This is a genomic window from Streptomyces sp. NBC_00386 (genome assembly GCF_036063235.1).
Lineage (GTDB): Bacteria > Actinomycetota > Actinomycetes > Streptomycetales > Streptomycetaceae > Streptomyces.
The window spans coordinates 3,253,495-3,277,687 of sequence record NZ_CP107950.1 but is presented as its reverse complement, the minus strand read 5'-3'; the positions used below and the strand labels follow the sequence as shown (position 1 = coordinate 3,277,687).

Sequence of the window (24,193 nt, the reverse complement as noted above, 5' to 3'; positions counted from 1 at the left end):
CTGGAGAACGTCCATGCGCACATACGTAGGCCATCAACAGGCGGTTTCCGCTGATGACTTCGTAGAACTCGCCCTTGGCACCCCGGTTGAGCTGTGGCTTGGGGTGGAGGGCGAGACGGACGAAGAGCGCGCGGCTCGCTTGGATGCGGCGCACGACATCCTCGCCGACAACCCACATCTGCCCGACGACGTGAGCCGGATCGCCGCTGAGGCGATCGAGGCGTACGCGCCGGAGCTGTTCAACGTCATCCCGCTGGCCCGTCCCTCCGGCCGTCGGCCGACGCGTAAGGGGGCGGCGGCATGAGCGAGGACCCGAACTTCCAGGACCGCATGTTCCTGGGGAGCGAGGCCGTCTATCAGCGGATCATCGACGGCCAGGTCGGCGACGTGGAAGCCGAACTGATGGAGGCTCAGCTCCGGGCCTCGCAGGGTGGTGAGAGCGCATGAGCGCGCTGGAGAGCATCGAGCGTCCGGCTGTGCCGCCGCTGACGACGCCGGAACTGTGGCTGTTGGGCGCGGTCGCAGTCCTCGCGGCCGGGGTCGGCGGCCTGGGACTGGCGTCTTCCTTTGAGGCCGTGTCCGCAGCCGGGGCCCGCTGGGGCTTTGCTTCCCCGTGGATGCTGCCTGTTGGCATCGACACGGCCATCCCGGTGTTCACCGCGGCGTTCCTGCTGCTGATCCGTACGGACATGCCGTTGGGCTGGGTGCGGTTCGTGCCGTGGGCGCTGACCGGGGTGACGTGCTGGCTGAACATCGCGGCCGGACGCTCGCTGTCCGCGAAGCTCGCGCACGGCACGATGCCGCTGCTGTGGGTGGTGCTGTCCGAGGTGGCCGCGCACGTCTACGCCTCCCGGATCGGCGCCGTCACCGGCCGGCGGATGGAGAAGATCCGCCGCTCTCGCTGGCTGCTTGCCCCGCTGTCGACGTTCGCTCTGTGGCGGCGCATGACGCTGTGGGAGGTCACCTCTTACGCGGACGCGCTCGGCAGGGAGCGTGAGCGGCAGTTGGCCCGCGCGGAGCTGCGCGAGCGGTTCGGCCTGCGGTGGCGTTCCAAGACGCCGCGGCCGCAGCGGGTGCTGTTGAAGCTGGGTGAGCTGACCCCGGCCAGTGACGACCTGTCGCCTGTTCCGCCGCAGGATCCGGAGCCTCCGAAGCAGGAGACGCCCAAGCCGCCGCGCAAGCGCACCGCCAAGGCCAAGACCGGCAAGGCGCCGCGGACCCCTGCGGAGCTGCTCGCCGAAGTCCGCGAGGCCACGGCCGGTTGGGCGGATGACGCGATCAATGCGGAAGCGATCCGTACCACGCTGCACTGCTCGGCCGCGAACTCCCGCGTGCTGCGGGACCTGCTGCTCAGTGAGCGCGCGGACGGCCGGCGCCTGCACCCCATCGACAGCACCGACGACCGCGAGGGGGCGGCGGCATGAGCACCCCGGCCACCGTCCTGCTCTCCGCACTGGCCCCGGCCGTGGGCTGGGCTGTCCACGCCTGGAGGCTGTGGGCCCGCCTCGACACGGCACGGCGTGACCCGCTGACCGGCTTATGGACTCGGGACGGGTTCACCCGCCGTGCCACCGCTCTGCTCAGGGACCCGCGCGCGGTGGTGGTGCTGGCCGACGTGGACCGCTTCAAGCAGATCAACGACACGTTCGGGCATGCGGCCGGGGACGCGCTGTTGAAGGCGACCGCGGACCGGCTCACCCACCACGTCGGCTCTTCGGGTGTGGCCGGACGGCTCGGGGGAGATGAGTTCGCCGCGGTCGTCATCGACGACCACGGCACCGCGGGCGACCTGCTCGCCGTCCTGCACGGCGTGCTTGCCCGCCCGGTCGACAGCCTGGACCCGGCCGTGCGGACCACGGTCTCGCTCGGCTGGGTGCGTGCCGCTGACTTCCCCGGCGATGACCTGTCGGGGCTGCTGCGGCGGGCGGATGAGGCGATGTACGCGGCCAAGCAGGCCCGTGCCGGAATGTGTCGTGCCGGGCTGGGTCGGCTGTTCGCCACCGTCACCGGTCGCCGTGCCGGCCGGAACGGCGCCCGCACCGACGCGCCGATTGTCGGGGTGGCTGCCTGATGTCCACGGCGTTCAGTAAGTGCTACGACCCCGACGGCACCCGATTCGGCGTTCCCACCTTTCCGTGGCGTTTCGCCCCGGACGGCTATGCCACCCGTCGCCAACTCCGGGGCCGCGGGCTGCGGCCCGGCGGACAGCCGATCGCGGCGCAGGTGATGCGTCGGCACCGGGGCCGGAAGTCCGGGGTGCAGGTCGCTTACCTCTACCGCGTCGACCGCGCGCGCCCGGTGCGGCCGATGACCTCCCGCAAGTGGGGCGCGCTCGCCCTGGCGATGCTCGCTCGCCGCACCTGCCCGCAGTGCCAGTTGGACGCCGGATACGTCATCCCGACCTCGCTCGGAACGTGCGTGTCCTGTGCCTATCCCGAGGAACAGCGCGCCGCATGACCAGTACGGCGGGCCCGACCGCCCACCTCCTACAGCGACGGCCGGGCCCGCCCTTTCCCTCCCGAGAGAAGGAACTGTCAGTGAAACATCCCGACGACGACAGCGAACTCTTCAACCGTCTCGAAGCCGAACTGACCAGCCCCGGCGCCCCGTCTGGGGGTGAGGTGGTCGACCTCGGCAAGGCCCGCACCGCGCGCGGCGAGTCGGCCGATCCGAGCCCCGACCCGTCGGCCGACTCCGGTCCGTCGAAGTCGGCCGACCCGGAGCCGACCGAGTCGGCCGACGGACGGCCGACCCTGGTCGACAGTACGGTGCCGACCGTGTCCGGACCCGGCGTCATCGACCGGATCAAGAACTCCAAGCGGCTGGACGTCTTCCCGGCCTGGCTCAAGTCGGCCGCGGAGTTCAAGGAAGCGCTCGGCTGGCTGGCCGGGCACGCCTGGCACACCGTCGCCTTCCACGCGGTCCGCGTCCCGTTCGTATACCTGCCCAAACTGGCCTGGCGCTCCCCGCGCGGCGCGCTCAACACCCTGGGCAAGGTGGGCCGCTGGTCGGTGGACGCCGAGGGTGAGGCGCTGCGCCAGTACACGGCCACGAACGAGCAGGTGGACGAGTATTTGAAGCTCTCCCGGCAGCGGGACCGCCGCGTACGCCTGCGGATGATCCTCACCGTCATCGGCGCCGTCTTCACCCTGGGCATGGCCCTGTTCCTGGTCTACGGCGCCGAGCCGATGACGCAGGTCATCGCCACCACGGTGGCCGTGCTCGGCTTCGGCCTGGCCGGAGCGCCGGCGGATGCGCCGCTGACGACGCGGGCGGTCATCAAGACCGAGGTGCAGAAGCTGACCAGCGACATTGTGGTCAAGGCCATGGCTTCCATCGGCATCGGCCAGATCGCCAGTGCCGTGGCCAAGGGCAAGGACGGCATCCAGTTCGCCGCTCCCATCACCCGCGAGGGCCCCGGCTGGCGCGCGGACATCGACCTGCCGCTCGGCGTCACGGTCGCGGACGTGGCCGACCGGCGGGCCCGACTCGCCTCCGGCCTGCGCCGCCCGCTCGGCTGCGTGTGGCCGGACGCCGACCCCAACGAGCACGAGGGACGCCTGATCCTGTGGGTGGGGGACCGGGATTTGTCCAAGACCGGCATCGTCAAGTGGCAGCTCGCAGGCGCCCGCAGGCACGACATCTTCAAGGGCATCCCGTTCGGCCTGGATCCGCGCGGCCGTGGCCAGTCGGTGCCGATGATCCAGCACAACGTGCTGATCGGCTCCCAGCCCGGCCAGGGCAAGACCGCCTCCGTCCGCGTGCTGGCCTGCGGGGCGGCACTGGACCCGTCGGTGGAAATGTGGCTGCACGAGCTGAAAGGCACCGGCGACGTGGACGCCCTCGCCTGCACCTGCCACCGGTTCGTGTCCGGCATCGACGACGACTCCATCAAGTACGCCGCCGACTCCCTCACCCTGCTGCGCGCCGAGGTCATGCGACGCGCGGCCGCGATCAAGAAGCTGCCGCGGGACCTGTGCCCGGACAAGCGGATCACCCGCGCCATCGCCGACAAGCGCTCGCTCAAGCTGTGGCCGCTGCTCGCGGTGTTCGACGAGTGCCAGAACCTGTTCGCCCACCCCAAGTACGGCAAACAGGCAGGTGAGGACGCCGAGTTCATCATCAAGCTCGGTCGCGCCCTCGGGGTGATCCTGATCCTGGCCACCCAGCGCCCCGACAAGGACTCACTGCCCACGGGGATCAGCGGCAACGTGTCCATCCGCTTCTGCCTCCGCGTCGCCGGTCAGGTCGAGAACGACATGATCCTCGGCACGAGCGCGTACCGGAACGGCGTGCGCGCCACCGCGTTCCGCCCGGAGATCGACGCAGGTAACGGCTACCTCGCCGGTGCCGGCCCCCTGCCGAGCGTGGTCCGCACCGCCTACCTCGACGACCCGGCCACCAACACCATCGCCCAGCGCGCCCTCGCCCTGCGCAAGGCCGAAGGCACCCTGTCCGGCCACGCGCTCGGTGAGGACGCCGAAAGCACCTCGGGTCCGTCCTACGACCTGCTCGCCGACGTGGCCGCGGTCGTGCCGGCCTCGGAGAAGCGGGTGTGGAACGAGCGGATCGCCGCCCGGCTCACCGAGCTGCGGCCGGAGGTCTACGGCGGCTGGAAGGGCGAGAACGTCACCTCCGCCCTCAAGCCGCACGGCATCAAGACCACCGGCATCGCCGGCACCACCGACGACGGCGAGCGCACCACCCGCCGCGGAATCGTCCGCGACGACCTCACCACCGCGATTGCGGAGCGTGACGGAAACCGGGGCGCCGCCTAGCCCCGCACCACCGCTACCGGTAGCGGGCCCACCTGCTACCGGTAGCACCCCCGCTAGCACCCCAAACAGCACCCCACCTGTGATCTAGCGGATAGCACCCTACCTGCGAAAACCCCGGAAAACGGCTCGGAGGGACCCCGATGACCCCCATAGCCCTCGCTGTGGCATGCCTGCTCGTCATTGCACTCTGTTACGGCGCTCTGTGTGCGGGGAGCCCGTTCGGCACCTGCCGCAAGTGCAACGGCTTCGGCTTCGCCACCACCACCGACCGCAAGGGACGCCCCAAGCGCGGCAAGCACTGCCGCCGCTGCAAGGGCCGTGGCAAACGCGTCCGCGTCGGCCGATGGATCTACAACCGCGCCTCACGGATCTACCGCGCAGGAACGCACTGACAGCGGACGCGAGACGGCCGACGGTGCCCGTCATGAGACGTACCCCGCTCTTTGCAGGAGCTAGGCGGGCGCAACCGTCGGCCAGCCGCCGAGGGCTGCCAGCACTCCGGGGCCAGACGCATCCAACCAACCTTCCCAGCGAACCGTCAAAGGAGATTCCCGCCGTGGCCGTCACCGTCTCCCTCGTGGCCCTGTTCGTACTCGTCCTGTTCTTCCTGCTGCGCTCCAAGTCCCTCGGCTACGGCGCCGCGTTCACCGCCGCCGGGTTCGGCTTCTTCCTCGCCTCCACCGGCGCCGCCGGACCCATCAACGAACTCACCCGCGCCGTCATCAACGCCATCCCCGACCTGTGACAGGAGACCGGCCGTGAACGAACAGATCATCGCCCGGCACTGGCTCGCCCTCATTGCCCCCAAGGCCGCGCCCGCACTCGCCACATCCACCGTGCTGATCCTGGCCCGCATCTGGAACGCCAACGGCGCCCAACACTCCATCGGCAACGCCGTGCTCATGACCGCGCTCTCGCTCGCCGCCGCGACGGCCGGCGTGTGCGCGAGCATCGGCCGCGCCGGAGACCCCGTGATCGCCGGGACCGCGTTCGCCGCCTCCGGCGGACTCGCCCTCGCGGGAGTTGCCGGATACGCCGACGGCGCCTCGCTGCCGCTCCTGCTGTGGGTGCTGATCACCGCCGTCGCGTACGGGCTCGCCGCGCGGTACTGGCGTACCGACCGCCGCGAGCGCGTCGCGTACGAGCGGCACGTGAGCGACCGGCGTGAGGAACGCGCCCACATCGAGCGCGTCGAGACCATCCGCGGCACCACACAGATCGAGGTGGCCCGCACCGGTGCCGCCTACGCCGAACAGCTTGCAAAGGCTCTCGTCACCCGTGCCGCCCTGCCCGGCTTCGACCCCACGGCCCTCGAAGCGGTGGGCCTGCCCCAACTCCCCTCCACCGAGAGCAGTAAGGAGAACCGCTCATGACTTATCCCGTCGCGCCGTTGGAGGGCGGCAACATCAGTCTGTGCACTGGCTCCGGTGCGCTGGACCAGGCCGTGGAAGCCGTCACCGGCCTGCCCACGGTCCTGGTCGGCGAGAAGGACCCGGCCGCGTCCCGGCTGCTCGCCGTCCGCCTGCCCGGCGCCCGCAACCTGGGGGACATCACCGCCGTGGACTTCGCGGAGCTGGCCGCCACTGTGGCTCGGCCGGCGGCGCTGACCGCCGGGTTTCCCTGCCAGGACATCTCCAACGCCGGACCTCGGGGAGGGATCGCTGGTGACCGCTCAGGACTGTGGAAAACCATCGCCCACGCCATTCGCCACCTTCGACCCCGCCTCGTCTTCCTGGAGAACGTCGCCGCCATCCGCTCCCGGGGACTCGATGTCGTCGCCGCCGACCTGGCCGCGCTCAGGTACGACGCGCGGTGGATGTGCCTACGCGCTGGAGATCCCGAAGTCGGCGCCTGCCACCGCCGCGACCGCTGGTTCGCCGTCGCCTATCCCGCTGCTGAAGACCCCCACCTCCCAGTTGGGACGCAATGGCGGACCGCAGCACCCGGACAAGCGCAAGGCGGGCGGGCACGGGCCCACGCTGGAGGACGAAGTGGTCTTCTTACTGCCCCCGACGGACAGTTGAGGCTGCTGCCTACCCCCGCCGCGGCCGACGGCACCGGCGGACCCGGAACCTCCCCCAAGCGCCGTGGCGGGATGAACCTGCGCACCGCCGTGACCCTGCTGCCCACCCCGGCGGCACGCGACTGGAAGTCCGGTGCCTCCAACCTGCTCGGGACCAACTCCCGCCCGCTGAACGAGGTGGTGGTCAACCTACTGCCCACCCCCAAGGCGTCCGACGGACCGCACGGCGGACCCAACCAGCGCGACACGGCCGGGAACTACTACCTGCCCGGCCAGCCCGTCCGCCTGGACGGGCGGTGGGTGGCCACCAACGGCACCGATTACGGACCCGCCATCCGCCGCTGGGAGCAAGTCCTGGGACGCCCCGCGCCCGAGCCGACCGAAGCGGGCACCAAGGGAAACCGGCGCCTGTCCCCGGCGTTCGTGGAATGGATGATGGGCGCCGATCCCGGCTGGGTCACCGGCACGGACCTGGACCTGTCCCGCTCCGACCAGCTCAAGATCCTCGGCAACGGCGTCGTCATCTACCAGGCGTTCCTCGCCTACTGTGCGCTGCTCGCCGCCACCGCGAGCGAGGCCGCAGAGTCTGCACCGGCCCAGCTCACCCTGGATATCGCCTAGCTACGCCGCGGCGGCGGGACTCCCCAGCAAGGTCGCCCGCCGCCGCGGTTCTCCCTGTCCACCCGAAAGAGAACAGGAACCTTCAGCATGCCGCACAAGGACGGCTCTGCCCAGCTCACCTCAGCGCTCGACGCAGCGTCACGAGGCTGGCACGTCTTTCCCTTGATCCCCGGAGACAAGCGCCCCGCCCTCACCGACTGGGAGCCCCGCGCCACCACCGACCCGGACCGCATCACCGTCACGTGGTGCGTCGGCGCCTTCAACCTCGGCATCGCCACAGGACCCTCGAACCTGGTCGTGATCGACCTGGACCGGCCCAAGCACCCTGCCGACACCCCGCCAGCGCACTGGGCCGAACACGGCGTCACCGACGGCGCCGACGTCCTCGCCGTGCTCTGCGAACGCCATAGCCAGCCCTTCCCCGCCGACACGTACACGGTCCGCACCTGGAGCGGCGGTACCCACCTCTACTTCACCGCCCCCGAGGGCGAGCCCCTGCGCAACACGGCCGGGGACAGCGCCCGCGGGCTCGGCTGGAAGGTCGACACCCGCGCCGCCGGCGGACTCGTCGTCGGCGCGGGCAGCACCTTCAACGGACGCCCCTACGAGGTTGCCCACGACGCTCCCGCAGCGCCGTTGCCGGGCTGGCTCGCCGAACTCCTGCGCCCGGCCCCGCTGCCCCCACAAAAGCCGATCAGGGTTGCCCTGTCCGGTCGCGGCCGTCGTACCGGGTTCCTGCGGGCCGCGGTCAAGGGAGAAGTGGAGCGGGTTGCAACCTCCGGCGAAGACCAGCACAACAGCGCCCTCTACATCGCCTCCGTTGCCCTCGGACAGCTTGTCGCCGGGGGCGAACTGGGCGAAGCCGACGTGACCGGCTGGCTTCTGACCGCCGCCCTTCAGGTCGGCCAGGGCGAGCGCGAGGCACGCCGCACCATCGCTTCCGGCCTGCGGGCCGGAGCCCGCCGACCCCGGACGGTCGCGGCATGAGCACCAACCCGATCCCGCCCCTGCACCTGTACTCCGTGCCCAGCGACACCGAGGCGGTCCCCGTCCCGCCGCCGAAGCGGGAGCGTCCGCGGACCGCATGGACGGCCGATCAGCTCATGGCCGCCAACTTCCCTGAGCCGAAATGGGCCGTGCCCGGCATCCTGGCCGAGGGCGTCAGCCTGCTGGCCGGACCGCCTAAGGTCGGCAAGTCCTGGCTCTCCCTCGGGCTGGCGCTCGCGGTCGCCGCCGGAGGCCAGGCGTTCGACTCCGTGCCCGTCCAGGGCGGACCGGTGCTTTACCTCGCGCTGGAGGACACACCGCGCCGCCTTCAGACCCGGATGGGCAAGCTCTTGGGCGGACAGCCGGCACCCGCCGGGGTGACCCTGGTCACCGAATGCCCGCCCTTCCCCCAGGGCGGCACCGAGGCCATCGCACAGTGGCTGGACCGCAACCCTGACGCCCGCATGGTCGTCATCGACGTGTTCGCCAAGATGCGCGGACAGGCACCGCAAGGCGTGTCGGCGTACGACGCGGACTATGTCTCCGTCGGCTACGCGAAGCGCCTCGCGGATCACTACGGCATCGCGGTCGTCCTGGTCCACCACGTCCGCAAGGCAGGCTCGGACGACTTCCTGACGGAAGTCTCCGGCACCAACGGCATCGCGGGCGCCGCGGACGCAACGCTCGTACTGAAGCGGGCCCGCGGACAGGCGGACGGCATCCTGCACGTCACCGGCCGCGATGTAGACGAAGCCGAGTACGCCCTCAGCTTCCAACCCGCCTCCGGAGCCTGGCACTTGCTGGATGGCCCGGCCACCGACCACACCGTCGGAGACACCCGAGCCACGATCCTCCGGTACGTCCGTGCCCATCCCGGTGCGAAGCCCAAGGACATGGCAGGCGAGCTGCCGCACGTCGACCTGGACACGATCCGCCGGACCTGCGCCCGCATGGCTGAGGCGGGACAGCTCACCAGGGACGCCGGCGGCCGGTACTACCCGGACACCGAGACCCGGACACAGGGCGCCCCAGAGGTGTCCGGGCTGTCCGGCTGTCCGGTTAACCCCCCTGAGCTGCAAGAACGACCCGGACAGTCGGAATTGGAGCTGTCCGGGCTGTCCGGGTCGACCGAAGCCGAAGGGACGGCGGTATGAGCGCCCGTGCGCTGGACGAGAAGTTGACCGTCGCCGAGGTCATCACTGATCTGAAGGTGGCTCCGTCGACCTTCTACCGGTGGCGCCAACTCGGGAAGGGGCCCCGCGCGATCAAGCTGCCGAACGGCGACGTGCGGATCCGGCGGTCGGAGTACGAGCGCTGGCTTGCGGAGCGGGAGGACGCTGCGTGAGCGTGAATGAAGGCACCCCGGCTCGACGCCCGCACGGGGAGGCCCGGCCGGGGTACTCCCTAGACGTCCGGCTGTGGAAGGTCACGAAGGTCGACCGGAAGGCGCGTCCGTACCAACTCCGCTGGGTCGTGGGCGGGAAGGTGAGCAGCGCGACGTTCGCCACGTCGGCACTTGCCGAGAGCCGACGCTCGGAGCTCCGGCAGGCTATGCGCCGGGGTGAAGCGTTCGAGATCGCGAGCGGACAGCCCGAGTCGGAAGTCCGTGCGGCGGCGGAAGCGGCGGCAACGGCGGCTGAGGTCGAGCCGTCGTTGCGGTGGTTCGAGTTCTGCCGGAAGTACGTCGCCGGGCGGTGGCGCATGAGTGCCGCGAAGACGCGTGAAGGCATGGCGGACGCGCTCGCGGCCGTGGCGCTGGCCATGGTGAAGCGCGGGGACGAGGCGCCTGACGACAAGTACCTGCGGCTGGCATTCCGGTGGGGGATCGTCCCCGCGAACGCGGGGGAGGATCCGCCGGCCGAGCTGAAAGCCGCGTACGAGTGGCTCACGACGCAGGACAGGCCGGTTGTCGACCTGGTGGACGTCGAAGTGTTCGAGGACGTGGTGTACCGCCTCAGCTATCGGCTGGACGGCACCCCGGCGGCGGGGGAGACGCACAGACGGCGGCGGCGCGCCTTGAACACGGCCCTCGAACACGCAGCCGCAGCCAAGGAACTCCCCGAGAACCCGCTCCAACGAGCCCGCGGGAAACGCGTGGGCTCCGCTGGGGTGGTGGACCGTCGCGTGCTCGTGAACGCCGTACAGGGGCGCCAGCTGCTCACCGCCGTCTCCTACGTCGGCTCGTGGGACCGCAGCCGCGGGCGGCGCCTGGTGGCGTTCTACGGGGTCCTGTACTACGCGGGGCTCAGGCCCGCTGAGGCGGTCGGGCTGAGGATCTCGGACTGCCACCTGCCGGAGAAGGGCTGGGGCACGTTGACGCTGCGGGAGACGCGTCCCGTATCGGGCAAGCAGTGGACCGATTCCGGGGAGCGGCACGACCGCCGGGGCCTGAAGGCTCGTGAGTCCGACACCGACCGCCCGGTGCCCATCCCGCCTGTCTTGGTTGCCATCCTTCGGGCCCACCTGAAGGAGTTCGGGACCGCCAAGGAAGGGCGCGTGTTCGGGAATGAGCGCGGGGGAGTCGTCGGCTCATCCACGTACTGGCGCGTGTGGGAGGAGGCGCGATCGTTCGCCCTCCCACCGGACCGCGTCGACTCGCCGCTCGCTGGGCGCCCGTACGACCTGCGGCACACGTGCATCACGCGGTGGCTGAATGCCGGGGTTCCGATCGCTGAGGTAGCCCGACGGGTTGGCAACTCTCCGGAGGTAATCCACCGTCGGTATCACGGGTGCGTGGACGGACATGAGGAAGCTGCCAACCTGAAGATTGCAAAGGCGCTTGAGGAGGAGGGCGACACGGCCTAGCCCTGTTGCGCGCATGCAGGTGAGTGATCACTGCCGCAGCAGCAGCATTTCATATGCTGCGGGTGACGCATCGGGATCGGGCAGCTGACGGGCTTCAGATGCTCTCTACCTGCGCCGGCGGACCTGGACGCTCGATCAGGATACCGACGGTTTCAGCAGCCGTGTTCGGCAAGGAAGTGTCGGCTGGGCCCGTCGGCAGGGGACAGCGTGCCCTTCGATGCGTGCAGTAGGTGCAGCTTGGGCTGATCACGATCGCTGGGCGTAGCCGTGATGACGTCCTCGTCCCCGACCTTGAGGTGAACACGCGAGCTGGCGTAGGCGGTATCGGCCAGGCACTGCCCCGTGCCCCCGTAGGAGCGCGCGTAGCGGCCCTCGGGAATGGAGTAAGCCCAGGTGTACAACGCTCCCGAAGCCATCACTACGGCAATTACCATGATGCCGAGCACTGCCGGTACCTGCGCCGCGGCGTTCAGTCGGGAACGCACGCCCCATGCCCCCCAGGCCGTCCCGCCGGCACCTATCGCGAGACAGGTCAGACTCAGCGCAATGTAGTCGGACAGGCCGTGCGCGTGGTTCAGCGACAACACCCAAATGTAAGCGGCCGCTGTAACCAGGGCGCCAGCAACCACGCAAGTGATAATTCGAGTAGTTGAAAACATAATCCTAGGTCCAAGGCGTGCGGTACGGAGACTGACCTTCCTGCAGTCACCCTATCCGACTTGTCATGTCCGGACGGCCGTGAGGCTGGCGGTGCACCCGAACCTCGGGTGCACCGCCAGCCTCACAGCTACCTGACGCAGTAGTCAGCACGCATGATTCTTGCCAATGGGGGCCTGTTTTCGGCCACATCCTATGGGTGAAGAGAGCCGCCCGCTTGAGACTGACTTCGAAGCACTTGGCGGCAGGGGGCTAGTCTTGGATAACCGAACCCACGCGAAGAAGATAGCTCGAATTTGGACACTTCTTGGATGATGTCCGGTCGTTTGCTACCCACGAGCCGTAGAAGGTGGCCTCGATGCCGCGTGTATCGGTGCAGACGACCTTGACACGGTGAGCGCCCAGGTGCCCCAGTCCGGAACAGTGGGCATATCCTGTCTCCCCGCTGGACCATGTGTTGCAGTCGGCGGATTGTGGGCCGGATTCGCTCGCGGAAGCGGTCGGAGCGAGAACTCCGAGGCCGATGAATATTCCAGCAGCGATGGTGCCGAGTTTCTTGATTGTGCTCACCTCTCTGTCTACTACGCCCAGTTGGGGTTTGGTGGGGGGCTGAGTCAGGCGAGCTCTACCTCGTAGCCGGCCTTGTAGAAGAAGGAGTTCACCGGGCAGGTAAAGCTCGACCATTCGCCGCTGTGGCCCCCCCTCCAGGGGCCGTGGAACACGGACTTGATCCCTCGTGAGTCGGTGCAGGTCACCTTGGCGCGGTAGCTGTCAATACGCGAGAGATCGACGCATTTTGCTGAGCCGGTGTTCCCGCTGTGGCTCGACGTGCAGGTGTACTCCTCGAGCGGGGTCTTGGAGGGTCCTTCATCCGCAAATGCGGATGGCGCGGCAAGAAAGCCGACGGTGGCGATGACGGAAGCCGTCATCAGAGCTGATGCAAGCCTGTTCTTCATGGTCCCCCTTCAGGAAGTCGAAAGTTGAACGGCCTTGCGGATTTTCCATTTCCATCCGCTCTGCCGTTCGATATCGACCCTATGAATTGAGCCCTCGGCTCTGCAAGCAATTTTGCGCCAATGAATCACTCGAGAGTCCGCGCATATCAGGTGGTTGATTTCATAGATATCTTCTTTTGCGTCAATGATTCATTTTCGAATGGCTGGACACGCCAGGAAGCCCAACCTCTAGGGGGCATGCCAGGAGTGACGTAGAATGCATTGTCCCGATATGGGGTATTCGCGCTGAATAATGCGTTCGTCTCGGAGGCTTAACCGGCGGATATTCGACTCAGGCGCCAGGGCGTAGCTACCTGGAGCGGCGAGATGGAGCCAAAGGTGCGCGCCACGCGCCTGGAACACGTCAGCCGGGACTCTGAGCTACGCCCTGCGGTGCGGAAGGAACTTCGGGAAATTGCGCGTTGGGCTCAGATCGTGAAGGCGTCACGGACTCAGATCGAGGACTGCGAAGTGGCCGGCCGTGTCCTCATGCACTGCTGACTGCTGACACCCCGACCGTGCCCCGTCGCGTATCGGAGGTGCGTCGTGTGTATCGCAGATAGTGCGCGAACGGTGAGAGAGAACGAGAAAGAGCGGGAGTCAGTGAGACTGACTCCCGCTCTCTCGTCTAGGCATCCGCCCAGCTCAGCGCGTGATTCTTGCTGGCTGTTTGGCGAGTGCCCCCGGCAGGATTCGAACCTGCGCACACGGCTCCGGAGGCCGTTGCTCTATCCCCTGAGCTACGGGGGCGTGTCGGGCGCTTTGTGCGGCGACGGGTAGAACCCTACCAGCTCTTTCAGGGGTGATCGCCACGTGTTTTGGTCGGGGGCGGGTGGTGTTGCGGGAGTGGGGGAGGGGCGCGGGAAGGGTGTGATGGGTGGCTGGGGTGGGGCTGTGGGGGGTGGTGGGGGCCGCACGGGGTGGAAGTGGGGAAAACCCGGACGCGGCGGTGGGCGCGGACCTACTCTCGAGTTGTGCCAGGCGTGTCCGGTCGGGTGCTTGTTGTGGACGACAACAAGGTCATCCGGCAGCTGATCAGGGTCAACCTCGAGCTGGAGGGTCTCGAGGTCGTGACCGCGGCTGACGGTGCCGAGTGTCTGGACGTCGTCCATCAGGTTCGGCCCGATGTCGTCACCCTCGACGTCGTGATGCCCCGGCTCGACGGTCTGCGTACCGCTGCTCGGCTGCGTGCCGATCCCCGGACCCGGAACCTGCCCCTCGCCATCGTCAGCGCCTGTACGCAGTACGAGGTCGAGAGCGGGCTCGACGTCGGTGTCGACGCCTTTCTCGCCAAACCTTTCGAGCCGTCCGAACTCGTGGACCTTGTAAGGCGGTTGATGGAGCGGCGTGAAGTGGGCGGTGTCGCGGACGCCACCGTTGAGGAGACCGAGCGCGCGGGGCGCAGTGGTCATTGAGGCGTGTGGGCGTCGGGGTGTAGGGGTGTAGTACAGCCGTATCGGGTGGGGTGGGGTGTCCGTTGAGCTCCCGGGGCTAGGGCACCGGGTCCTTCTTCGATGGTCGGCCGACAGGCTGTGTGTTGAGCACCCGTTCCGGTCGCCGCCTGCGTACGTCGGCCCCGCCGTCGATCACCGGGTCTCGCTCGTTTCCCTCCCGCGGTCACCCCCTTGCCCCCTCGCCTGCTCGCGCCAGGTTCACGGACCCCGGCTCGAAGGACGAACCCGGCTCAGCTACACCGATCCGGCTTCGCACCCAGTCTCGGCGGCGGCCGGCTTCGACGGCGTCCGTCTGCGCCTCTGGCCTCGACGGCGAGACTCGCCTCCCCGGTCCAGTACCTCCGCCGGCGACGGCACCCCCGGCATCAGCCCTCAACAACCGCGCCCCCGCCGACCGCCCCCACTCCACGGTCATGCCCCCTCGGCGACTCCCCTCGGTCACCCCCCTCGGCGTCACCCCTTCCCACCGACCGCCCCCACCGTCCTCCTCCCTCCCTCCCCGTCCACATCCCGGACCATCACCCAAACCGGCTCGCTTTCCCACCCCCCCTCTCCCCTAGGCTTGTGCCGTGACTCCCGTCGAGCTCTCCCGTACCGTGCTGCGCGCGGTGCGTTGTGCTGTCGACGTGGGGGAACTGAGCGCCTCCGTGCCCGCGAGTGCGGTGGTCACCCCGCCGGGGCCGGGTGGGTGCGGGGACTACGCGACGAACATCGCGTTGCGGCTCGCCGGTCCGGCCGGGCGGCCGGCTCCTGAGGTCGCCGAGATCCTGCGGCCGTACATCGCGCGTGATCCCGGTGTCACCGACGTGACGGTCACCGGACCCGGTTTCCTCAACATCACCCTCGCGGGTGGCGCCCTCGCCGACCTGGTGGAGGTGGTTCTGGAGCAGGGGACGCGGTACGGGTACGGCGACACCCTCGCCGGGCAGGTCGTCGAGCTGCGCGTGCCCTACGACACCCGGGCCGAGGTCGTCGCCGACGCCCTCGTACGGATCGTCGCCACCCAGGGCGGACGTGTCGAGGTCCGCCACCTCGAGCCGGTGAACCTCCGGCCCGTGCCCGCGCCCGAGGACCCCGCCCCCCTCGGCCACGACGCCGCCCGCTGGGCGCTGCTCCACCCCGCGCCGCACGACCGGCCCCGGATCAGCGCCGACCATCTTCTCCAGCGCGAGAGCAACCCTCTCTTCCGCGTCCGTTACGCCCACGCCCGTACCCGCGCCCTGCGCCGCAACGCCGCCACCCTCGGCTACACCGGCGCCCCCTTCCGGGAAGTACGTCCCGCGGACCGTTCCGGTGTTCTCGCCGGTGCCGGTGCCGGTGCCGGTGCCGGTACAGCCACCAGTGTGGGCGCGGGTTCGGGTGCGGGGCTGGGTGTCGGGGGCCCCGGTGACGCCCGTCGTGCGGGTGTCCCGTCCCGGACAGCCGGCTCCGCCCTCGTCGGACCCGCCTCCGTCGAGTCCGGTCTCGACGTCGGCCCCACCCCCGCCGAAGTCGATCGCCTCCTCGGCCCCACCTCCGCCGAGTCCGATCTCCTCACCGCCCTGGCCGAATATCCGCACGCCCTGCGTCTCGCCGCGCGGCATCGGGCGCCCGACCGGCTGGCGCGGCATCTTGTCGTGACCGCTGACGCTGTTCTCGGTTTTCAGCACGTCGTGCTGCCGCTCGGCGACGAGAAACCCTCGGCCGCCCACCGTGCCCGGCTCGCGCTCGCCGAAGCCGCCGGGACGGTGCTGGCCGGTGGCCTGTCCCTGCTCGGCATCAGCGCACCCGAACATCTCTGATCAGCAGATGACTCAGATGACACAGCAGAAAGCCCAACAGACATGAGCCGTTCCGCACACCCCGCCGGGCCCCGTCACGCCGACGTCCTCACCGAGGGCCACTACAGCGCCCCGCCCGCCGACCTCAACGCCCTCGACCCGAAGGTGTGGTCGCACACCGTGAGCCGTACGGAGGACGGTGTCGTGACCGTCGGCGGGCTCGAAGTCACCGCGCTGGCCGAGGAGTTCGGCACTCCGGCGTACTTCCTCGACGAGAGCGACTTCCGCGAGCGGGCGCGTGCCTGGCGCACCGCGTTCGGGCACGACGCCGATGTCTTCTACGCGGGCAAGGCCTTCCTCTCGCGTGCCGTCGTGCGGTGGCTGCACGAGGAGGGGCTCAACCTGGACGTGTGTTCCGGGGGTGAGCTGGCGACCGCCCTGTCCGCCGGGATGCCCGCCGACCGCATCGCCTTCCACGGCAACAACAAGTCCGTGAACGAGATCCGTACGGCCATCGAGGCCGGTGTCGGGCGGATCGTGCTCGACTCCTTCCAGGAGATCGTGCGGGTCGCCCACATCGCGCAGTCCCTGGGCAAGCGGCAGCGGGTGCAGATCCGGGTGACCGTGGGCGTCGAAGCGCACACGCACGAGTTCATCGCCACGGCGCACGAGGACCAGAAGTTCGGGATCGCGCTCGCCGACGGGCAGGCCGCCGAGGCCGTGCGGCGGGCGCTGGCGCTCGACGCGCTCGAACTCGTCGGGATCCACTCGCACATCGGCTCGCAGATCTTCGACATGGCCGGCTTCGAGGTCGCCGCCCGACGGGTCGTGGCGCTGCTGGCCGCCGTGCGCGACGAGCACGGCGTCGAGCTGCCCGAGATCGACCTCGGCGGCGGTCTCGGCATCGCGTACACCAGCGACGACGACCCCCGCGAGCCGCACGAGATCGCCAAGGCGCTGAGCGAGATCGTGACGCGTGAGTGCGAGGCGGCGAAGCTGCGCACGCCGCGCATCTCCGTCGAGCCCGGGCGGGCCGTCGTCGGGCCGACGGCCTTCACGCTGTACGAGGTCGGCACCGTCAAGCCGCTCGACGGGCTGCGGACGTACGTCTCCGTCGACGGCGGCATGTCCGACAACATCCGGACCGCGCTGTACGACGCCGAGTACAGCGTCGCCCTCGTCTCGCGCACCTCCGACGCCGAGCCGATGCTGGTGCGCGTCGTCGGCAAGCACTGCGAGAGCGGGGACATCGTGGTCAAGGACGCCTTCCTGCCGGCCGACCTCGCACCGGGTGACCTGATCGCCGTGCCGGCCACCGGCGCGTACTGCCGGTCCATGGCCAGCAACTACAACCACGCCCTCCGCCCGCCGGTCGTCGCCGTGAAGGACGGCGCGGCACGGGTGATCGTCCGCCGTGAGACGGAGGAGGACCTCCTGCGTCTCGATGTCGGGTGAGTGGGAGAGCGTGGGAGCAGGAGCGACGGCGTGTCCCCGATCGTTCAGGGATGACGTCAAGTGACAGGAGGTGACTTCAGGTGGTCGGATGGACCGGATCGGCCGGGTGCGGACCGGGACGGAAGATCTCCCGTCGTCACCTACCAGAAAAATGAAATGGACGTCTCACGATCCGGACGAAGGGTAGAAACTCCCGTCCGGTGAGTGAGACTGGTCCAACCGAAGACGGTATGAGGAAACGAGGTCGGATGATGCGTACGCGTCCGCTGAAGGTGGCGCTGCTGGGCTGCGGGGTTGTCGGCTCAGAGGTGGCGCGCATCATGACGACGCACGCCGACGACCTCGCGGCCAGGATCGGAGCCCCCGTCGAGCTGGCGGGCGTGGCCGTCCGCCGGCCCTCCCGGGTGCGCGAGGGCATCGACGCCGATCTCGTCACCACCGACGCCACCGCCCTCGTCAAACGCGGGGACATCGACGTGGTCGTCGAGGTCATCGGCGGCATCGAGCCCGCCCGTACGCTGATCACCACCGCGTTCGAGCACGGCGCCTCCGTCGTCTCCGCGAACAAGGCGCTGCTCGCCCAGGACGGTGCCGCCCTGCACGCGGCGGCCGACGAGCACGGCAGGGACCTCTACTACGAGGCCGCCGTCGCCGGTGCCATCCCGCTGATCCGGCCGCTGCGCGAGTCCCTCGCCGGCGACAAGATCAACCGGGTGATGGGAATCGTCAACGGGACCACCAACTTCATCCTCGACAAGATGGACTCCACGGGGGCGGGTTACCAGGAGGCCCTCGACGAGGCCACCGCGCTCGGGTACGCCGAGGCCGACCCCACCGCCGACGTCGAGGCCTTCGACGCCGCCGCCAAGGCCGCCATCCTCGCCGGGATCGCCTTCCACACGCGGGTGCGCCTCGACGACGTCTACCGCGAGGGCATGACCGAGGTCACCGCCGCCGACTTCGCCTCGGCGCGGGGGATGGGCTGCACCATCAAGCTGCTCGCCATCTGCGAGCGCGCCGCCGACGGGGGCTCGGTGACGGCGCGCGTCCATCCCGCGATGATTCCGCTGACCCACCCCCTCGCCTCCGTGCGCGGCGCGTACAACGCCGTGTTCGTCGAGGCGGAGGCCGCCGGTCAGCTCATGTTCTACGGGCCGGGCGCCGGCGGCGCCCCGACCGCCTCCGCCGTCCTCGGCGACCTGGTGGCCGTCTGCCGCAACAAGCTCGGCGGTGCCACCGGCCCCGGCGACTCCGCGTACACCCAGCTTCCCGTCTCGCCCATGGGCGATGTCGTCACGCGGTACCACATCAGCCTCGACGTGGCCGACAAGCCCGGTGTCCTCGCCCAGGTCGCCACGGTCTTCGCCGAGCACGGGGTGTCCATCGACACCGTGCGTCAGTCGGGCAAGGACGGCGAGGCCTCCCTCGTCGTCGTCACCCATCGTGCGTCCGACGCGTCCCTCGCCGGGACCGTCGAGGCGTTGCGCAGCCTCGACACCGTGCGGGGTGTCGCCAGCATCATGCGGGTTGAAGGAGAGTAACCAGCAATGACCCACCAGTGGCGCGGAATCATCGAGGAGTACCGGGACCGGCTTCCGGTGTCCGACAGCACGCCGGTCGTGTCGCTCCGCGAGGGCGGCACGCCGCTCGTACCCGCGCAGGTGCTCTCGGAGCGCACGGGATGCGAGGTCCACCTCAAGGTGGAGGGCGCCAACCCGACCGGTTCCTTCAAGGACCGCGGTATGACCATGGCGATCACGCGGGCGAAGGAGGAGGGCGCGAAGGCCGTCATCTGCGCCTCCACCGGCAACACGTCGGCGAGCGCCGCGGCGTACGCCGTGCGCGCCGGGATGGTCTGCGCCGTCCTCGTGCCGCAGGGCAAGATCGCGCTCGGCAAGATGGGCCAGGCCCTCATCCACGGCGCCAAGATCCTCCAGGTCGACGGCAACTTCGACGACTGTCTGACGCTGGCGCGCTCACTGTCCGACAACTACCCGGTGGCGCTGGTCAATTCGGTCAACCCGGTGCGTATCGAGGGCCAGAAGACCGCCGCCTTCGAGATCGTGGACATGCTCGGCGACGCGCCCGACATCCATGTCCTTCCGGTGGGCAACGCGGGCAACATCACCGCGTACTGGAAGGGGTACACGGAGTACGCCGCCGACGGCATCGCCGGACGGACCCCGCGCATGTGGGGGTTCCAGGCCTCCGGCTCCGCGCCCATCGTGCGCGGCGAGGTGGTCAAGGACCCGTCGACCATCGCCACCGCGATCCGGATCGGCAACCCGGCCTCGTGGCAGTTCGCGCTGGCCGCGCGGGACGAGTCGGGCGGCCTCATCGACGAAGTGACGGACCGTGAGATCCTGCGCGCCTACCGGCTGTTGGCGGCGCAGGAGGGTGTCTTCGTCGAGCCCGCGTCCGCCGCGTCCGTCGCCGGTCTGCTGAAGGCTGCCGAGCAGGGCAAGGTCGACCCGGGGCAGCGCATCGTCTGCACCGTCACCGGCAACGGTCTCAAGGACCCCGACTGGGCCGTCGCCGGCGCTCCCCAGCCGGTCACGGTCCCGGTGGACGCGGCGACGGCGGCGGAGCGGCTCGGCCTGGCGTAGTCCCGGGCCCGGTCCGGCCGAGGTTCAGGACCGGTCCGCCGGTCGAGGGTTCAGGACCGGGCCGGTTCCGCTGTGAGGGCAGGGCAGGGCAGGGCAGGGCAGGGTCGGTCCGGCCTGAAGTCGCTCCCGATCCGGGGTGACGTCATGACCGGTCCGGCGTGAAGTCAGGCCCGGATTGGCGGGAAGTCGGCCTCGGATTGGCGTGAAGTCAGGCCTTGTCCGGCGTGAATCCGCCGGTGACGACACGCCGGGCGCGAACCCGGAGCGCGGGCCGGGCGGACTTTTCTTGAGCCGTCCGGCCGGGGGAACTCGCTGTGAACGGGCGGGAAACCGTCCGAAAGCCGACGGAAACCGCCCGCTCGCGGGGGGTATCCCCATGCCGACCCGACGGGGGGTGCACGAGGGGCTTACGACACGCATCGTGCGCCTCCTGTGCGCCCTATGTCGCCACAGAACCTTCCTTCGATAGGCTGTACCGAACCCGCCCGCCGCATATGCCGCGGCGCCGCGCGGTCTTTGCGGACTCCGGGTCCTGGTGCCCGTCCGTCGCAGTTCATCTCGTGGTTCATCTCGCAGTTCTCAAAAATCTCGTACATCACGCAGCTCAAGGAGAGTCATCGAGCGATGGCCGGTCCAGCGTTCCGCGCCGCCGCCGTCCGGGTGCGCGTCCCCGCCACCAGTGCCAACCTCGGCCCGGGTTTCGACGCCTTCGGCCTGTCACTGGGGCTCTACGACGACGTGGTCGTCCGGGTGGCCGACTCAGGACTGCACATCGACATCGCGGGTGAGGGCAGCGAGACGCTGCCGCGCGACGAGAAGCATCTCCTCGTACGTTCCCTGCGCACCGCTTTCGACCTGCTCGGCGGACAGCCGCGCGGCCTCGAGATCGTCTGCGCCAACCGCATCCCGCACGGCCGGGGTCTCGGCTCCTCGTCGGCCGCCATCTGCGCCGGCATCGTCGCCGCCCGCGCGGTGACGATAGGCGGGGACAGCAGGCTCGACGACACCGCGCTCCTGGAGCTCGCCACCGAGATCGAGGGGCATCCCGACAACGTCGCGGCCTGTCTGCTCGGCGGATTCACGCTCTCCTGGATGGAGTCCGGTGCCGCGCGGGCCATCAGGATGGACCCCGCCGACTCCATCGTCCCGGTGGTCTTCGTACCCGGAAAGCCCGTGCTCACCGAGACCGCGCGCGGCCTGCTGCCGCGCACCGTCCCGCACGTCGACGCCGCCGCCAACGCGGGCCGCGCCGCACTGCTCGTCGAGGCGCTGACCCGGCGTCCCGAGCTGCTGCTGCCCGCGACCGAGGACCGGCTGCACCAGGAGTACCGCGCCCCGGCGATGCCGGAGAGCGCCGCCCTCGTGGAGCGCCTGCGCGCCGACGGCATCCCGGCGGTGATCTCCGGCGCGGGACCCACGGTCCTCGCGCTGGCGGACCGCGCGTCGGCCGACAAGGTGGCTGATCTCGCAGGTCAGAGCTGGGCCGCCAACCGTCTGGACCTCGACGCACAGGGGGCGTGCGTGCTGCCCCTCGCACCCGTCGAGGTCGATTGACGACGCACGGTCGCCGGATTTGGAGAGGGGGAATGTTTGTTGGATCCGGTAGTGTTAACCTCAAGTCTGCACCCGACCCCACCATGGCGAGGTGCTTCGCGTCCCTGTCCGGGACACCCATTCTTCCGGGAGCCTCCCAAACTGCTACGTGCCTTGCATTGGGTGCTATGCGCTGAGCAGTGCTGAGCACGCTCCGGAACCGGCGTGACCGAGCCGATGACACCGAACCTCAGTGCCACGGCTCCGTAATCGTCATCACCAGCAATGTCTTCCGCCGCTTTGGCGGACCACCGCCCCGGCACGGTCCACACAGCAAGGACCAATGCCGGACAGCACAACCGGTCGCCGAGCCAGACAGGCCGACGTCCGCTCCAGGGAAGGACCCTTCGTGAGCGACACCACCGATCTGATGGGCGCACGTGTCGAGGAGACCGCTGCCGCGCCCGCCACGGACGCCTCCGCGCCTGCCACCGGTGCCGGCTCCAGGCGACGCCGCGGTACCGGCCTCGAAGGCATGGTGCTGGCCGAGCTGCAGCAGGTCGCATCCGGCCTCGGAATCAGGGGCACCGCGCGGATGCGCAAGAGCCAGCTGATCGAGGTCATCAAGGAGGCGCAGGCCGGAGCGGGCGCTCCGGCCAAGACGGCGTCCGACGCCGCCGCCGAGACCAAGCCGAAGCGCCGGACCGCCTCGAAGGCCCGTACGGGTGACGAGGCCGCCGCGCCGGCCGAGGCCAAGGCCGAGAAGGCCGCCGAGAAGGCCGTGGCCCAGCAGCAGATCGAGATCCCCGGCCAGCCGGCCGGCGGTCCCTCCCGCCCGAGCGAGGCCGACCGCGGGGGAGACGACGCCCCCGCCGAGCGCCGCCGTCGCCGTGCCACCGCCGAGGCGGGCAGCCCCGAGACGGTCACCGCCGAGGCGAGGACCGAGACGCAGGGCGACGCCGAGGGCGCCGAGGGCCGTCGTGAGCGCCGTGACCGCCGTGACCGCGACCGGGGCGGCCGTGACCGCGACCGCCGTCCGGTCAAGGGCGACGAGCAGCAGGGCGGCCAGGGTGCCGGCCAGCAGCGCCCGGACCGTCAGGAGCGCCAGGACCGTCCGGACCGTCAGCAGCAGGGCGGCGGCCGTCAGGACCGTCAGCAGCAGCCGCGTGACAGCGGTCCCCGTGACAACGGCCCCCGCGACAACGGCCCGCAGGACGACGACGACTTCGAGGGCGGCCGCCGCGGCCGGCGCGGCCGTTACCGTGACCGCCGCGGGCGTCGTGGACGCGACGAGATCGCCGAGCCGCAGGTCGCCGACGACGACGTGCTGATCCCCGTCGCGGGCATCCTCGACATCCTCGACAACTACGCGTTCATCCGTACGTCGGGCTACCTGCCGGGTCCCAACGACGTGTACGTCTCCCTCGCCCAGGTCCGCAAGAACGGTCTGCGCAAGGGTGACCACGTCACCGGCGCGGTCCGTCAGCCCAAGGACGGCGAGCGCCGCGAGAAGTTCAACGCGCTCGTGCGCCTGGACTCGACCAACGGCATGGCCCCCGACTCCGGTCGCGGCCGGCCGGAGTTCAACAAGCTCACGCCGCTCTACCCGCAGGACCGGCTCCGCCTGGAGACCGACCCGGGTGTGCTGACGACCCGCATCATCGACCTCGTCGCGCCGATCGGCAAGGGCCAGCGCGGTCTGATCGTGGCCCCGCCGAAGACCGGCAAGACCATGATCATGCAGGCGATCGCGAACGCGATCACGCACAACAACCCCGAGTGCCACCTGATGGTCGTCCTGGTCGACGAGCGTCCGGAAGAGGTCACCGACATGCAGCGGTCGGTCAAGGGCGAGGTCATCTCCTCGACCTTCGACCGTCCGGCGGAGGACCACACCACGGTCGCCGAGCTCGCCATCGAGCGTGCCAAGCGTCTGGTGGAGCTGGGCCACGACGTGGTCGTGCTGCTCGACTCGATCACGCGTCTGGGCCGTGCGTACAACCTCGCCGCCCCGGCCTCCGGCCGCATCCTGTCCGGTGGTGTCGACTCGACCGCGCTGTACCCGCCGAAGCGCTTCTTCGGTGCCGCGCGCAACATCGAGGACGGCGGCTCGCTGACCATTCTGGCCACCGCGCTCGTCGACACCGGCTCGCGCATGGACGAGGTCATCTTCGAGGAGTTCAAGGGCACCGGCAACGCCGAGCTCAAGCTCGACCGGAAGCTCGCCGACAAGCGCGTCTTCCCGGCGGTGGACGTGGACGCGTCCGGTACCCGTAAGGAAGAGCTCCTGCTCGGCAGCGACGAGCTCGCCATCACCTGGAAGCTGCGTCGCGTGCTCCACGCGCTCGACCAGCAGCAGGCGATCGAGCTGCTGCTCGACAAGATGAAGCAGACGAAGTCGAACGCCGAGTTCCTGCTCCAGATCCAGAAGACGACGCCGTCGCCGGGCAACAACAACGACTGACGTCTTCGCGACCGAGGTCGTTCGCGACCGGAGTTCGCAGGGCAGAAATCGCAAA

23 protein-coding genes and 1 tRNA gene are annotated in these 24,193 nt (G+C 69.8%); 21 read left to right on the top strand and 3 right to left on the bottom strand.

The features are described from left to right. Window positions 1–13: 13 nt before the first annotated feature. The 14 genes from OG780_RS14185 to OG780_RS14120 all read left to right on the top strand — a co-directional run bounded on the left by OG780_RS14185 (window position 14) and on the right by OG780_RS14120 (window position 11,214). Window positions 14–304: a hypothetical protein gene (locus OG780_RS14185; protein ID WP_328448181.1), complete on the top strand. Its 291-nt coding sequence runs from the start codon at window positions 14–16 to the stop codon at window positions 302–304. After that, window positions 301–447 carry a hypothetical protein gene (locus OG780_RS14180; RefSeq protein ID WP_328448179.1) on the top strand — a complete coding sequence of 49 codons (147 nt, stop codon included), beginning with the start codon at window positions 301–303 and terminating at the stop codon, window positions 445–447. Before OG780_RS14185 ends, OG780_RS14180 begins: the two co-directional genes overlap by 4 nt. Beyond that, complete coding sequence (locus OG780_RS14175; RefSeq protein WP_328448177.1) at window positions 444–1,424, top strand: DUF2637 domain-containing protein; 981 nt, start codon at window positions 444–446, stop codon at window positions 1,422–1,424. Before OG780_RS14180 ends, OG780_RS14175 begins: the two co-directional genes overlap by 4 nt. After that, window positions 1,421–2,071, top strand: a complete 651-nt coding sequence (locus tag OG780_RS14170; protein ID WP_328448175.1) for a GGDEF domain-containing protein — start codon at window positions 1,421–1,423, stop codon at window positions 2,069–2,071. Before OG780_RS14175 ends, OG780_RS14170 begins: the two co-directional genes overlap by 4 nt. Then, entirely contained in the window at window positions 2,071–2,457 is a 387-nt protein-coding gene (locus OG780_RS14165; protein WP_328448173.1) for an RRQRL motif-containing zinc-binding protein, read from the top strand. Before OG780_RS14170 ends, OG780_RS14165 begins: the two co-directional genes overlap by 1 nt. An 80-nt stretch (window positions 2,458–2,537) precedes the next feature. Further along, window positions 2,538–4,778 (top strand): cell division protein FtsK, encoded by a 2,241-nt coding sequence (locus OG780_RS14160; RefSeq protein WP_328448171.1) that lies wholly within the window; start codon window positions 2,538–2,540, stop codon window positions 4,776–4,778. 140 nt (window positions 4,779–4,918) lie between these two features. Then, window positions 4,919–5,170, top strand: coding sequence for a hypothetical protein (locus tag OG780_RS14155; protein ID WP_328448170.1), 252 nt, complete (start codon window positions 4,919–4,921; stop codon window positions 5,168–5,170). Window positions 5,171–5,334: 164 nt separating this feature from the next. Further along, window positions 5,335–5,523, top strand: a complete 189-nt coding sequence (locus OG780_RS14150) for a hypothetical protein (RefSeq protein WP_328448168.1) — start codon at window positions 5,335–5,337, stop codon at window positions 5,521–5,523. 13 nt (window positions 5,524–5,536) lie between these two features. Continuing rightward, entirely contained in the window at window positions 5,537–6,151 is a 615-nt protein-coding gene (locus OG780_RS14145) for a hypothetical protein (protein ID WP_328448166.1), read from the top strand. Next, complete coding sequence (locus tag OG780_RS14140; RefSeq protein WP_328448164.1) at window positions 6,148–7,422, top strand: DNA cytosine methyltransferase; 1,275 nt, start codon at window positions 6,148–6,150, stop codon at window positions 7,420–7,422. Before OG780_RS14145 ends, OG780_RS14140 begins: the two co-directional genes overlap by 4 nt. 87 nt (window positions 7,423–7,509) lie before the next feature. After that, complete coding sequence (locus tag OG780_RS14135) at window positions 7,510–8,409, top strand: bifunctional DNA primase/polymerase (RefSeq protein ID WP_328448161.1); 900 nt, start codon at window positions 7,510–7,512, stop codon at window positions 8,407–8,409. Then, window positions 8,406–9,563, top strand: coding sequence for an AAA family ATPase (locus OG780_RS14130; protein ID WP_328448159.1), 1,158 nt, complete (start codon window positions 8,406–8,408; stop codon window positions 9,561–9,563). Before OG780_RS14135 ends, OG780_RS14130 begins: the two co-directional genes overlap by 4 nt. Further along, window positions 9,560–9,754: a helix-turn-helix transcriptional regulator gene (locus OG780_RS14125; protein ID WP_328448157.1), complete on the top strand. Its 195-nt coding sequence runs from the start codon at window positions 9,560–9,562 to the stop codon at window positions 9,752–9,754. The genes OG780_RS14130 and OG780_RS14125 overlap by 4 nt, the downstream gene beginning before the upstream one ends. Beyond that, complete coding sequence (locus tag OG780_RS14120) at window positions 9,751–11,214, top strand: tyrosine-type recombinase/integrase (RefSeq protein WP_328448155.1); 1,464 nt, start codon at window positions 9,751–9,753, stop codon at window positions 11,212–11,214. The genes OG780_RS14125 and OG780_RS14120 overlap by 4 nt, the downstream gene beginning before the upstream one ends. A gap of 152 nt (window positions 11,215–11,366) precedes the next feature. Here the strand turns inward: OG780_RS14120 and OG780_RS14115 are convergent, their stop codons facing one another. The 3 genes from OG780_RS14115 to OG780_RS14105 all read right to left on the bottom strand — a co-directional run bounded on the left by OG780_RS14115 (window position 11,367) and on the right by OG780_RS14105 (window position 13,616). Continuing rightward, on the bottom strand, window positions 11,367–11,798 hold the full coding sequence (locus OG780_RS14115; protein ID WP_328448153.1) for a hypothetical protein: 432 nt from the start codon (window positions 11,796–11,798) through the stop codon (window positions 11,367–11,369). Window positions 11,799–12,485: 687 nt separating this feature from the next. Beyond that, window positions 12,486–12,827, bottom strand: coding sequence for a hypothetical protein (locus OG780_RS14110; RefSeq protein WP_328448151.1), 342 nt, complete (start codon window positions 12,825–12,827; stop codon window positions 12,486–12,488). Window positions 12,828–13,544: 717 nt separating this feature from the next. Further along, window positions 13,545–13,616: transfer RNA gene (locus OG780_RS14105), tRNA-Arg, on the bottom strand. 176 nt (window positions 13,617–13,792) lie between these two features. Here OG780_RS14105 and OG780_RS14100 point away from each other — a divergent pair. From OG780_RS14100 to rho, 7 genes are all read left to right on the top strand, one after another. Then, complete coding sequence (locus OG780_RS14100; RefSeq protein ID WP_326785504.1) at window positions 13,793–14,281, top strand: response regulator; 489 nt, start codon at window positions 13,793–13,795, stop codon at window positions 14,279–14,281. 608 nt (window positions 14,282–14,889) lie between these two features. Beyond that, window positions 14,890–16,101: an ArgS-related anticodon-binding protein NrtL gene (nrtL, locus tag OG780_RS14095; protein ID WP_328448148.1), complete on the top strand. Its 1,212-nt coding sequence runs from the start codon at window positions 14,890–14,892 to the stop codon at window positions 16,099–16,101. A 42-nt stretch (window positions 16,102–16,143) separates the two neighbouring features. Then, complete coding sequence (lysA, locus tag OG780_RS14090) at window positions 16,144–17,535, top strand: diaminopimelate decarboxylase (protein WP_328448146.1); 1,392 nt, start codon at window positions 16,144–16,146, stop codon at window positions 17,533–17,535. 248 nt (window positions 17,536–17,783) lie between these two features. Further along, window positions 17,784–19,076: a homoserine dehydrogenase gene (locus OG780_RS14085; RefSeq protein WP_328448144.1), complete on the top strand. Its 1,293-nt coding sequence runs from the start codon at window positions 17,784–17,786 to the stop codon at window positions 19,074–19,076. 6 nt (window positions 19,077–19,082) lie between these two features. Then, a complete protein-coding gene (gene thrC, locus OG780_RS14080) occupies window positions 19,083–20,141 on the top strand; it encodes a threonine synthase (RefSeq protein ID WP_326785500.1) in 1,059 nt (352 codons plus the stop codon). 624 nt (window positions 20,142–20,765) lie between these two features. Then, on the top strand, window positions 20,766–21,695 hold the full coding sequence (thrB, locus tag OG780_RS14075; RefSeq protein WP_328448141.1) for a homoserine kinase: 930 nt from the start codon (window positions 20,766–20,768) through the stop codon (window positions 21,693–21,695). Between the two features lie 388 nt (window positions 21,696–22,083). After that, entirely contained in the window at window positions 22,084–24,138 is a 2,055-nt protein-coding gene (gene rho, locus OG780_RS14070; RefSeq protein ID WP_328448139.1) for a transcription termination factor Rho, read from the top strand. Window positions 24,139–24,193 lie beyond the last annotated feature (55 nt).